The sequence below is a fragment of the Oceanobacillus saliphilus genome (assembly GCF_023522835.1).
GTDB classification, from domain to species: domain Bacteria; phylum Bacillota; class Bacilli; order Bacillales; family Amphibacillaceae; genus Oceanobacillus; species Oceanobacillus saliphilus.
In genome coordinates this window covers 219,490-231,678 of record NZ_JALCZU010000001.1, presented here as the reverse complement: position 1 = coordinate 231,678, position 12,189 = coordinate 219,490, and the positions used below count along the sequence as shown (strand labels likewise).

The 12,189-nt window shown below is 35.4% G+C and carries 11 protein-coding genes; 10 read left to right on the top strand and 1 reads right to left on the bottom strand.

Going from position 1 to position 12,189, the window contains the following annotated elements; all coding sequences use genetic code 11:
- Position 1: 1 nt before the first annotated feature.
- From tcuA to MN204_RS00950, 10 genes are all read left to right on the top strand, one after another.
- Entirely contained in the window at positions 2-1,492 is a 1,491-nt protein-coding gene (tcuA, locus tag MN204_RS00995; RefSeq protein WP_249869610.1) for an FAD-dependent tricarballylate dehydrogenase TcuA, read from the top strand.
- Between the two features lie 158 nt (positions 1,493-1,650).
- Entirely contained in the window at positions 1,651-2,616 is a 966-nt protein-coding gene (locus MN204_RS00990) for an NAD(P)-dependent oxidoreductase (RefSeq protein WP_306798542.1), read from the top strand.
- 91 nt (positions 2,617-2,707) lie between these two features.
- Positions 2,708-3,685 carry a tripartite tricarboxylate transporter substrate binding protein gene (locus tag MN204_RS00985; RefSeq protein ID WP_249869202.1) on the top strand — a complete coding sequence of 326 codons (978 nt, stop codon included), beginning with the start codon at positions 2,708-2,710 and terminating at the stop codon, positions 3,683-3,685.
- A gap of 29 nt (positions 3,686-3,714) precedes the next feature.
- Positions 3,715-4,161: a tripartite tricarboxylate transporter TctB family protein gene (locus tag MN204_RS00980; protein ID WP_249869201.1), complete on the top strand. Its 447-nt coding sequence runs from the start codon at positions 3,715-3,717 to the stop codon at positions 4,159-4,161.
- Positions 4,162-4,179: 18 nt separating this feature from the next.
- Complete coding sequence (locus MN204_RS00975; protein WP_249869200.1) at positions 4,180-5,682, top strand: tripartite tricarboxylate transporter permease; 1,503 nt, start codon at positions 4,180-4,182, stop codon at positions 5,680-5,682.
- A 47-nt stretch (positions 5,683-5,729) separates the two neighbouring features.
- The gene (locus tag MN204_RS00970; protein ID WP_249869199.1) at positions 5,730-6,518 is read left to right on the top strand and encodes an HpcH/HpaI aldolase family protein; all 789 of its coding nucleotides are present in this window, start codon (positions 5,730-5,732) and stop codon (positions 6,516-6,518) included.
- 253 nt (positions 6,519-6,771) lie between these two features.
- Positions 6,772-7,941: an ATP-grasp domain-containing protein gene (locus MN204_RS00965; protein WP_249869198.1), complete on the top strand. Its 1,170-nt coding sequence runs from the start codon at positions 6,772-6,774 to the stop codon at positions 7,939-7,941.
- On the top strand, positions 7,922-8,794 hold the full coding sequence (gene sucD / locus MN204_RS00960) for a succinate--CoA ligase subunit alpha (RefSeq protein ID WP_249869197.1): 873 nt from the start codon (positions 7,922-7,924) through the stop codon (positions 8,792-8,794). The genes MN204_RS00965 and sucD overlap by 20 nt, the downstream gene beginning before the upstream one ends.
- 23 nt (positions 8,795-8,817) lie before the next feature.
- Positions 8,818-9,969, top strand: a complete 1,152-nt coding sequence (locus tag MN204_RS00955) for an acyl-CoA dehydrogenase family protein (protein ID WP_249869196.1) — start codon at positions 8,818-8,820, stop codon at positions 9,967-9,969.
- 190 nt (positions 9,970-10,159) lie between these two features.
- A complete protein-coding gene (locus MN204_RS00950; RefSeq protein WP_249869195.1) occupies positions 10,160-11,323 on the top strand; it encodes an MFS transporter in 1,164 nt (387 codons plus the stop codon).
- Here the strand turns inward: MN204_RS00950 and MN204_RS00945 are convergent.
- The gene (locus MN204_RS00945; RefSeq protein WP_249869194.1) at positions 11,316-12,182 is read right to left on the bottom strand and encodes a LysR family transcriptional regulator; all 867 of its coding nucleotides are present in this window, start codon (positions 12,180-12,182) and stop codon (positions 11,316-11,318) included. The two genes, MN204_RS00950 and MN204_RS00945, sit on opposite strands and share 8 nt — an antisense overlap.
- Positions 12,183-12,189: the final 7 nt, after the last annotated feature.

The following is a 12,189-nucleotide window of genomic DNA, read 5'->3' as shown; positions in this document are numbered from 1 at the left end:
GATGGTGTTTTATGATGTTGTAGTAGTAGGGGCTGGGAATGCAGCGTTATGCGCGGCAATTTCAGCTAGAGAGCAGGGGGCTAAAGTTTTAGTTTTAGAGAAAGCACCATTAAACAAACGTGGGGGAAATTCCTTTTTTACAGATGGTGCCATTCGCTTCGCTTATAAAGAATTAGATGATATACGACATGTGATTCCAGCAATTACGGAGGATGAAGCAGAAAAAATTGTCATGCCACCATATACTGAGGAAGAGTATTATGCAGATTTGATGCGTGTAACAAAAAATGAAAGTGACCCAGAACTCGCAAAAAAATTGGTTTCTGAATCCTATGATACTATTTCTTGGATGAAAAACCAGGGTGTTAGTTTTGATCTTATTTATGACAATCAATCATTTGTTAATCCAGAAGGGAAAAACCAATTCTGGGGCGGCTTACCTGTGAAAATACATGACAAAGGGATTGGTCTCGTTCGTTCTTTATTTAATCGTGTGGATGAACTAGGTATAGATGTTTGGTATGAGGCACAAGCTGTTAAGCTTAATCAAGAGGATAAAAAGGTTACCTCAATTATTGTTAATAAGTCTGGAGATGAAATAGTAGTACCTACCAAATCTGTTGTATTAGCGTGTGGTAGCTTCGAAGCAAACAAAGAAATGCGAATGGAATATTTAGGTGAAGAATGGAAAAATACGATTGTTAGAGGGACAGAGTATAACACCGGTGATGGAATTACAATGGCTCTTGAAGTTGGTGCACAAACATACGGTCAATGGACTGGTTGTCATTCAATTGGCACAGATTATAATGCGCCTAAGTTTGGAGACTTTGAAAAACCAGGTGATATCTTTAAGAGACATTCCTATCCATTAGGGATTATGCTAAATAAGGAAGGTAAGCGTTTTGTCGATGAAGGTAATGATTTCAGGAACTATACCTATGCCAAATATGGTCGTGAAGTACTTAATCAGCCTGAGCAGGCAGCTTATCAAATTTTCGATTCACAAGTACGCCTCATGTTACGTAACGAGTATAATTTAGAAGAGGCTACTTTTTATGAAGCAGTTAGTTTAGAAGAATTGGTAGAAAAGCTTCCAGTAAATCAAGAGTCATTTAAGCAAACAATTTACGAATATAACAAAGCAGTCCAAGATGGTGACTATGATCCCGCAATTAAAGACGGCAAAGGAACAGAAGGTTTGAACCCAAATAAAACGAATTGGGCTTTAAAGATAGAAAATGGTCCGTTCTATGCATTTCCTGTAACATGTGGCATTACATTTACCTTTGGCGGACTAAGAGTGAATACCGAATGTCATGTACTGTCTAAAGCTAACGAAACAATTGAAGGACTTTTTGCTGCTGGTGAGATGGTTGGAGGTATTTTTTATCATAATTATCCTGGTGGTTCAGGACTTATGTCGGGTGCAGTATTCGGTAAACAAGCCGGTTTATCTGCTGCTTTAAACGCTACTTTAAATGAAAATTAATAATTATTTATTAGACTGATTCTTTACTATAGAAAACGGTTATAGTTGCTATAATCTATTATTATTTCAAAATATTCAGTAAATAATGTAAGATTAGTATACTAAACTTCAGTAATTGATTTTAAAAGAGAGGGGGACTTACACTGAACGTTGTTGTTTTGGATAGAATATCTTCGCGAATGCAAGAGTTGATTCAAAGTTATTTAGGAAACAATCATCAAATTTTCTTCTGTCAAACAAAAAGTGACTATAAAAAGTTTATCTCATCAGCGCAAGTATTAATTACATTTACGTATGGAATACCGAAAGAAGTATTAGCTGAAGCAAAAGAATGTATATTTATTCAAAAGTTGGGAGCAGGTGTTAATAATATTGATATTGAAGGTGCTTCTAAGCGAAACATACCAGTAGCAAATACCCCTGGATTAAATGCTACCTCAGTGGCCGAACATACTGTATCTCTAATTACAGCAACCTATAAGCATATAGTTACAGCTCATAATGAAATTGTTCAACATGGAAAGTGGTTAAAAACGGAGTTACGTGACGATTCATATGAATTATTTTATAAAAAGGTTGGACTTGTGGGGTTTGGTAATATCGGGCGAATAGTTAGAAGAATATTAAAAGGATACGAGTGTGACGTCTACTACTATGATGTCTTTAGACTTTCTAGTGATGAAGAAAAGAAGTTAGGTATTAAATACGTAAATCTTGATCAATTGCTGGAAATTGTAGATGTGGTTTCTTTACATGTACCACTAAGTGATCATACTTATCATTTAATGGACAGAAATAGATTGTTAAAAATGAAAGAAACAGCAGTATTAATTAATACTTGTCGTGGAGGAGTTATTGATGAGAATGCGCTTTATGAGGTCGTAAAATCAGGGCATTTAACAGGCGTAGGTTTGGATGTTTTGGAGTCAGAACCTATCAGTAAAGAAAATAAATTAGTCGAATTACCAAATGTTATTATAACCCCTCACATTGGTGGAGGTACTGTTGAAGCAATGGAAGCAGTAGTTAAACAAGCATGTGAAAATATAAATGCTGTTTTAGATTCAGGTGTGGTGATGCAAGAACATACTGTTGTAAATGCAATGGATTTAACAAAAGTTTGATCAAAAAATTAGATAATAAATCTCCGTTTATTGAAAGCGGTTACAATTTGCTGTGAAATCTTTACTAAATATTACTAAAGGGGTTTTTATTATGAAAAGAAAAAAATTATTTTATTTCACTATTTTACTACTACTAATTACTAGTTTGCTAGCGGCATGTGGGGATAATGCGAATAGTGAAGATGCTACCTATCCAGATAAATCAATTTCAATGATTGTTCCTTTCTCTGCAGGAGGTCCAGGTGATGTAATGACCCGTGAAGTCGCTTCAATAGCTGAAGAGTTTTTTGGACAAACAGTTGTTGTAGAAAATAAGCCAGGTGGAAGTGGTTCTGTTGCATTGAATCACACTATAAATCAGGAAGCGGATGGATATACAATCATGAATCATTCTTCTACACTTCCACAAACAATGGCATCAGGGGAGATACCATTTACACCAGATGATGTAATTCCTGTTGCAACAATGGTTTCTAACTATCACGTTCTTGCAGTTATGGCTGACAGTCCATTCCAAACATTTGAAGATTTTGTTGAATATGCAAAAGAAAATCCTGGGGAGCTTAACGTTGTAGGTTCAAATACAAATGGTGCCAACCATGTATTTTCATTAAAAGTAATGGACGGTGCTGAGATTGATTTCAATTATGTTGCTTATGATGGCGGTGGAGAAGCTCTTACACGTTTATTAGGAGGAAACGCTGACGCCATTGGAGCATCTGGTGAGGTCGTTCAACAACAAGTCGAGGCTGGTGAAGTTCGAATTTTGGCAGTAAGTAGCTCTGAACGTGTACCTCTACATCCAGATATTCCTACTTTTAAAGAATTAGGACTTGAAAATGTTGATGATGAATTGATTTGGAGAGGCTTTTTCGTCAAACCTGGGACACCTGAAGACGTTATTGAGGAAATCCAGGATGTTCTTAAAAGTGTAACTGAATCTGAAGAATTTGCTGAATATGCGGAGAAAACTAATCAGGATATATACTTTGTGACAGGTGAAGAACTCGAAACAATATTAAATGATATATACAACGAGAGTAAAGATCTATTCGAGAGATACAAATAAACTTAAGCACGCTCTATGGAGGTTATTTGATGAGTTATAAAAAATCAACTTATGTATCGTTGATTCTACTAATCGCAATGGCATTAGTTTTCATGTTTGTGTCTAGTGATTTGGCAGGAATACAACCAAATCAGCCAAGTAGTCCTGCAACATTTCCCAGAATTGTTGCGACTCTAATCATTATTGTCGGTGTCATCAGCTTTATCACTACACTGAGACAAGAAGACGAAAAAGTAGAATTGGCAAATTTTAAGTATGTAATAACAACAATCGTAGCAACAGTAATATTTTTGATTTTATGGCAGTACCTTGGGTTGTTTTATATTCTCTCGTTTTTACTATTATGCTTTTTGTTCTATATATTCAGTAACATTAATAATAAAATCAGGAAATTACTAATTTCAGGAGGAACAGCTATAACTGTCGTTGGATTAATATATGTAGTATTTTCTCAATTACTTGGAGTTAACTTTTAATTGTAAGGGAGATAAATTATGGATGTTTTCGCATTTGACTTTTCAGCTTTATTTACTCTACAAGCATTGTTTGCCATAATTTTTGGTACCATTTTTGGACTCTTCATTGGTGCTTTACCAGGCCTTGGAGCTACAGTTGGTATAGCGTTGATTTTACCAGTTACTTTTACATTAGATCCACTTCCAGCAATATTACTTTTAGTAGCAGTCTATCAATGTGCTGAATATGGTGGATCTATTTCATCCATTGTGTTAGGTGTACCTGGTACACCTGCTGCAACTGCAACCTTAATAGACGGTTTACCACTAGCTAGGAAGGGATCACCTGGCAAAGCATTGGGTTATTCTCTTACTTCATCTACTATTGGAGGAATAGTAGGTGGTATTATTTTAATGACTTTAACCATTCCTCTAGCAAATATCGCTGTAAAATTTGGCGATCCAGAATTCTTTTTAATTGGAATTGTAGGACTTATTTTGGTAGGAGGTCTTAGTAGTAAAGACTTACCAAAAAGTTTCTTATCTGTATTGTTTGGACTTCTTCTTAGTATGATTGGAATAGATACAATGACTGGTTCTGCCCGATTTACGTTTGGGAGTCTATCATTATTAGATGGAGTTTCAATGATTGCTGTATTAATTGGTATGTTTGCGATTTCAGAGGTGTTATTCATGTTAGGTGATCTTCGTAAACGCTATGTTTCGAAAAAAGAAAATTTAAAGACTAAAATATCATGGGAAGAATTTAAGAATGTTTTTAAAAGTATTATGAAGGGTTCGTTTATCGGTTCATTTGTTGGGGTTCTCCCTGGATTAGGAGCTGGACCCGCATCTTGGTTTGCTTATACAGAAGTAAAACGTTCTTCTAAAAACCCAGAAGATTTTGGAAAAGGGGAACCTAACGGGATTGCAGCTCCAGAAGCTGCAAATAATGGTGCAGTAGGTGGAGCGCTTGTACCCCTTTTAACCTTAGGTCTTCCAGGTTCACCTGCAACAGCAGTAATTTTAGGAGCATTCTTAATTCAAGGCATTCAGCTAGGACCGAATGTGTTTAAGTCAGAAACTAATTTAATTTATGGTATTTTCTGGGGCTTTTTAATTGCAACAGTTGCGATGTATGTAATAGGTAAATATACTACATCATTATGGGCGCGTGTACTAACTTTGCAAAACTACATTTTGATTCCGATTATTTTGTTAGTTACTATAATTGGAGTTTATGCCTCAAGTCAAAACATCTTTGACGTTTGGGTAGCTATTGCCATTGGTGTACTAGCATATATCCTTAAAAAGTTAGATTTTTCACTCCCATCGATTATATTAGCATTTATTTTGGGACCGATAATTGAAACAAGTTTCAGACGTTCAATAAGTATGTCTGGAGGCGATTTGACAGTGTTTTTCACTAGGTCATACAGCCAGATAATAATCGGAATATTAATACTCATGTTAATTGCAATATTTATTTCGCATAGAAAACAAAAAACACAAAAAGTAAAAGAGGAGACGAAGGCCAGCTAACTAGAAATATTAGTAACTAGATTAATAATATAAGTGGAGGTTTTAAAATGGTGTACGTATTAAATGATAATAAGGTAAAGAAGGCTCTCAAAACGGGGGATATTTCACCAGGAATTTACACATCAATACCATCACCAACCATTATTGAGTTAGCTGGTTTAGCTGGGTTTGAATGGATAAGACTAGATTGGGCCCATGCACCATTTGATCTGTTTGCAATAGAACATTTTATACGCGCTGCTGAAGTTCATGGAATCATTCCTTTTATTCGTTTAGAGTTAGATGAACAAAAGATAGCGAATGTACTAGAAAGTGGAGTAATGGGGGTTATTGTACCAGATATCGAAACGGCAGCAGATGCTCAAGCGGTTGTAAATGCTGTGAAATTTTCTCCTGTTGGGAATCGTGGTATGTTTTCATCTCCAAGGAAATCAGGCTATGGCGAAATTAAGGGCGAAGATTTCAAAAAGTGGACAAATGAAGAGGTAATGATAGGAATTCAAATTGAAAATTTACAGGCTATAGAAAATCTTGATGAAATCTTAAATGTAGAAGGAATTGATATGATTTTAAGTGGCCGTGGAGATTTATCTAATGCATTAGGGGTTCCAGGCCAAAGAAATCATCAACTTGTACTGGAAGCAGAAGAAAAAATATTTGAGAAGGCATTAAAAAAAGGGCGAGCCATTTCCCCACAGCTAGATTCTACTGATGAAAACTTAAACGAAGTTGTTAAAGAATGGCAGGAAAAAGGTGCGAAAATAATTACCTTTGGACATGATTCATCCATTATCAAGCACGCTTTTTCAAAAATCATATCAAAAATAAAACCATAGCTATTTTATTCAAACCGCATGAAATTTGGTTAAAACCCTCATATTCATTCGGTTTTCTTTTTGTTATTTGAGCTAGGGAAGATTATTATCTCCTATTTCCAATTCACACGATAGAAATAGTTAATCGGGCCACTAAATTTTTTCTATTGTAGATTTCTTGTATATTCTAGTATGGTTTTATTAAGAAAGCTTTCGATTAGTCTAAGTGGAATAAAGGGAGATTAAAATTGTGAAATAGGAGGTTATAAAGTAGATGCGGTTATTAGAGCATAGTGGGAAGGATATTATGAAGCAAGACGGTTTCTCCATTCCTAAATCAGTACTGGTCTCAACAGTAGATGACTTAAATATTGCCAAAAATGTACTAGGGTTTCCGATGGTAATGAAGGTTCAAGTATTGTCAGGGGGAAGAGGCAAACTTGGAGGGGTTATAGTAGCGAATACTGAACAAGAAGCAATACAGTGGCTTAAAGAAATGCTCTATAGTTCTTTTAGTGGTCAATTGGTAACGAGTATTTTATGCGAAGAAGTAATTCCATTTTATAATGAATATTATGTGAGTTTTTCACTCGATGCAACAAGAAGAGAAATTTTACTGTTATTTAGTATTTCTGGTGGGGTTGATGTAGAGGAGCAAACAGATGGTGAGAACCTACATCGTCTAACGATATCAATTGAACAAGATCTAAATGATGAGAAACTGAATGGCTTTTTATTAAGTTCTAATTTACCTGATAATCGAGCATCAAAATTAACAGCTGTTATAAAAAAACTTTATAAAGTGTTTCGTACCTATGATTGTACATTACTGGAAATAAACCCAATTGTTTGGACAACTTCCAATAACTTAGGTATATTAGATGTCCATTTTTATGTGGACGATAATGCAGTTCCATTTCATGAAGTCACAAAGGAAATCGTTTCATCGAATAGGGAACTTTACAGACAAACATGGTTTAAACTTCATTATGGCTTTGATTTCGTTGAACTTAATCGAGAAGGTACGGTGGCATTACTCTCGACAGGTGCTGGTTTATCTATGGCCATTGTGGATGAAATGAAAGAAAGGCAGATTGAACCAATTAACTTTGCTGATGTTCGTTCAGGGCAAATTAAAGGGGATCCTGCTAGGTTAGTAGTGATACTAGAAGAGTTTAAAAAGTTCCGTAACTTAGAGTATATTTTCGTCAGTATATTCGCGGGTATCACAGATTTAGCAGAATTTGCTGTTGTTCTTCTAAAGGCAAAAGAACAAGTTCATTTTAATAAAGATGTGAAGTGGATATTACGCTTAGAGGGTAATAACTATGCCAAAGCAAAAAGAATCATCGAAGAGCAAGGAATATTTGTTACCAATTCACTTGAACAATCATTGAGAGTTTTGCTGGGAGGTGAATCCAAATTTGAGTGTACTAATCCATGATAAAACAAAGGTATTAATTCAAGGGTTAACAGCTAAGATTGCTTACAAACATGCGATAAACATGGCTAAAAATAACACGCAAATTGTAGCTGGAGTGGTTCCGAGTAAAGGAGGGACTATGGTTGGAAGCTGGCCTATATACGATACAGTCAAGGAAGCATTACTTGAGCATAAGGTAGATTTGTCACTTATCTATGCTCCAGCAAAATATGCAGCCAAAGCTATTATAGAAAGTATCGATGCAAACGTCGAATTAATTGTTTGTGTTACTGAAGGTATTCCGATTCATGAAATGCTGTACGTTCACAGCCTGCTTGAACATTCGAATTCAACCTTAATTGGCCCGTGCTCACCAGGAATATATACTCCTGGAAAATCAAAGATTGGATTTATTCCAGATAAGGTGGTATTACCTGGAACAGTCGGTGTTGTCGGTAAGAGCGGAACATTGACCTATGAGATTTGTTATCAACTAAAGGAAGCTGGAATCGGACAATCGACAATTATCGGTATTGGTGGAGATCCTATAAAAGGATTCAGCTTTATAGATGCTCTTCGGTTGTTTGAGGAAGACGATGAAACGAACTGTGTGGTATTAGTTGGAGAAATAGGTGGTAATGAAGAAGAAGAATGTGCACGATATGTTCGAAAACATATTCAGAAGCCAGTAATTTCATTCATTGCTGGTAAAAACGCTCCAGAGGGTAAGCCTATGGGACATGCAGGTGCACTTATTTCAAAGACAGAGGGTAGTTATCAATCTAAAATAGAAGAGTTAAAACGAAATGGCATTTATGTTGCGAACTCATTGTTCGAGGTTAAAGATTTGGCGATTAAATTTTCAAAATTTTAAAATATATATTGGAGGTAAGAAAAATGACCAATGCAATGAAAATTACTGAAGAGCAAAGTCTAATGGTTGATACAATTAGAAAAGTAACGGAAGAAAAATTTAAACCAAGAGCAGCAGAAATCAGTGAAACCGGAGAGTTTCCTATGGAAAACATTAAATTACTTGGTGATTTAGGGATACTCGGAATTTCAATACCAGAAGAGTATGGTGGTTCGGATGGCACGGTTATGGACGCAGTTTTAATATTAGAAGAAATAGCAAAAGGTTGCTATATTACAGCAATGGCGGCCTTAGGAGAAATTGGTGTACAAACAAAAGCTATTGTTGCTTACGGGACAGAAGAACAGAAGCATAAATATTTACCAAGGATTGCTAGAGGAGATGCAATTTTAGCAATTTGTATAACGGAACCTGATACTGGGTCAGATGCTGCCCAAATGAAAACAAATGCAGTTTTAAAAGGGAATAAATATATTGTAAATGGAACAAAAACGATGATTAGCCGTGCAGAAGTTGCTGATTTATTCCTGCTATTTACACGGTTTGAGGGTGAAGAAGGTTATAAAGGAATCGGTTGTTTATTAGTTGACAAAGATACTTTAGGCCTTCAAGTTAAACAAGGGTTTAAAACAATGGGTGGTGAGTACTTATGGGAGGTTGTTTTGGAAGATTGCGAGGTTCCAGTTGAAAATGTTTTAGTTAGAGAAAACGGATTCAAAAAGTTAATGTCTGGCTTTAATACACAGCGTTGCTTAAATCCAGCGATTACACTCGGGCTTGCTGAAGGTGCTTTTAATGAGGCGCTACGCTTTACGAAGGAAAGAGAACAATTTGGTCAAAAAATATCCGATTTCCAAGGAATTCAATGGATGCTTGCCGAAATGTATACAGAAATCGAGGCAAGTAAAGCGCTTCTATATAAAGCTGCTATGAATGCAGGTAAAGGATTTTCAGATCAGTTAGAGGCATCGACTGCTAAGTTCTTCACGAACGAAATGGCTATTCGTGTCACAAACAAGGCATTACAACTTCATGGTGGGTATGGTTATACAAAAGAATATCCAGTAGAACGCATGGTAAGAGGAGCAAGGTTTGGTGCTCTTGGAGGTGGCACATCAGAAATACAAAAGAATGTAATTGCTAAAAAACTATTAAATGCTGATAGAATCTATTAATTAATGTATAAAGTACTCTTTTAAAAATGAGTTAGAATGTTTTGTGTAAATGAACGGAACTAATAGAATAGGAAGTCCTTACTGCTAAGTAACACCCTATTCATAGAAATTGAGGTCTTCCTTATTGGTTAGAAGTAAAATTGCTCAATAGAGTCCATAAGCCTTTAAAATATGAATGGATGAAAATACAATGAAAAACTACTTTCTGTTTTTATTTGCAATTTTATTTATACTCATACCAGTTTCAGCGGTTCGCCCCATGACATCGTTGTTTGCGGAAGATTTAGGGGCTTCCGTACTTGAAATTGGAGTAATTACAGCATTTTATTCAATCATGCCAATTTTCATTGCTATTGTCACAGGCCGTTTTATTGATAAATTTGGTGAAAAGTTACCATTAGTTTTGGGAACAATTGGGGTTACGTTAGCACTAATATTACCATATCTTATACCAGAGCTATACATGCTTTATATCTGTTTAATTCTACTTGGAGGATCTCAATTTTTAGCATTAGTATCTGTACAAAATGGAATAGCAAAATTTGCAACAAGTGGGGTTAAGCAAGATAAAGCAATTGGTACTTTTAGCTTATTTACGTCAATTGGAAATACAATTGGTCCGTTAATTGGAGGATTTGTTTCCGAGCATAGAGGGTTTCAGGATACCTATTTTATTTTATCGATAATTTCCATTGTATCTCTTGTTTGTGGCATACTTGTCATTCAAAAAAAGAGTCAAACGGATAAAAAAAATATTGAAAGTATTTCAGTTAAGAAAATAGTATCCATTAAAGGGTTAAAGCGAATTATTATAGTAAGTATGATTAACTTAGCTGCCCTTGATTTATTTTATGTATACTATCCGCTCTATGCAAATTCACAAGGTTTTAGCCCATCAAAAATTGGTTTGATTATCATGTTTATGGCATTGGCTAGTGTTATCGCTCGATTATTTTTGGCAACAGCTGTACTTAAATTTGGTCGGGTTCGAGTTTTATTTGCATTCATGTTAATGGGAGCCATAGCTTATAGCTTTATTCCTGTATTTGATGGCTTTAGTACAATTATTATTGTTGTTATGATACTAGGTGCTGGGTTGGGGATGTCTCAGCCTTTAACCATTCTGTTAACCTATCAATTTGCTCCAAAAAATCACACTGCTGAGGTTTTAGGCTTAAGACTAGCTGGAAATAGATTGTCACAGGTAGTATCACCGATTATCTTTGCAGGGGTGAGTTCCCTTGTTGGGCTTGGTTCGATATTTGTTATAGAGGCAATCTTACTAGGTTTTGGTGCTTTCTTTTCATTAGGGTTGGATAAACAAGAAAAGACCAAATCTCAAGACTCTACTTGAGTTTGGCCTCTTCCATAAAGTCAATGAATGCCTTTACTGTTGACAGTTCTAAACTTTCCTTTCGATAATAAAGCCAGAGGTCGCGAACAATTGGTTTGTTTTTGATGGAAGTTAATGGTTGGATAGACAAATTGTTTTTATGATGTTTCACAACATAATTGGGGACAACTCCGAAGCCAAGACCTTTAAGCACCATTTCTTTACATGTTTCCAACTTATCCACTTCCATTGAAATTAAGGGAGGTGTTTGAAAGTGTTCTCGCCACCAAGTATCGATGATATTCTTTAAGGCTGGTTCCGTCTTATAGCTAATCATAGGATGATTAGGAAGAGAGTCAATAGGTATCTGTTGTTTGGATATGAGTGAAATTGGATCTTGATTGATAAAGATTTTTGGTCCTTTCCAGGTACATTCTCCTCTGACTATTGCCACATGAATTTCTTCATTAAGAAAGAGATTCATTATTTTATTACTCCAGTCAGTCATTAATTTTACTTGGACATTTGGAAAATCTGTTAAAAAGTTTTTTAAAATATTAGGTAGTTCATATTGGGCGAAATTGCTGGAAACACCTATTCTTAATTCACCTGAAGTCATATCTTTAAGGTTCATTAAGTTGTCTTTTAACTTCTGAAAATGAAGTAGCATTTTTTCAGCATACTTAACGACATGTATTCCTTCTTCGGTAATAAAAATGCCTTTGTTACTTCTTGAAAAGATTTTAATATTTAATTCATTCTCTATTTGGTTTATTCGATATGTCAAAGCAGGTTGCGATATGTATAATCTTTCTGCTGATCTTGTAATATTTTTTTCCTCATCAATCGTTTTTAAGATTTGCCAATCCTTTTCATTCAAAAAGTAA

Bases quoted from the DNA above. Each gene is read 5' to 3' on its own strand.
- MN204_RS00965 (WP_249869198.1), top strand. From the start codon at position 6,772: ATGCGGTTATTAGAGCATAGTGGGAAGGATATTATGAAGCAAGACGGT.
- MN204_RS00950 (WP_249869195.1), top strand. From the start codon at position 10,160: ATGAAAAACTACTTTCTGTTTTTATTTGCAATTTTATTTATACTCATA.
- MN204_RS00970 (WP_249869199.1), top strand. From the start codon at position 5,730: ATGGTGTACGTATTAAATGATAATAAGGTAAAGAAGGCTCTCAAAACG.
- MN204_RS00975 (WP_249869200.1), top strand. From the start codon at position 4,180: ATGGATGTTTTCGCATTTGACTTTTCAGCTTTATTTACTCTACAAGCA.
- MN204_RS00985 (WP_249869202.1), top strand. From the start codon at position 2,708: ATGAAAAGAAAAAAATTATTTTATTTCACTATTTTACTACTACTAATT.
- MN204_RS00980 (WP_249869201.1), top strand. From the start codon at position 3,715: ATGAGTTATAAAAAATCAACTTATGTATCGTTGATTCTACTAATCGCA.
- tcuA (WP_249869610.1), top strand. From the start codon at position 2: ATGGTGTTTTATGATGTTGTAGTAGTAGGGGCTGGGAATGCAGCGTTA.
- MN204_RS00955 (WP_249869196.1), top strand. From the start codon at position 8,818: ATGACCAATGCAATGAAAATTACTGAAGAGCAAAGTCTAATGGTTGAT.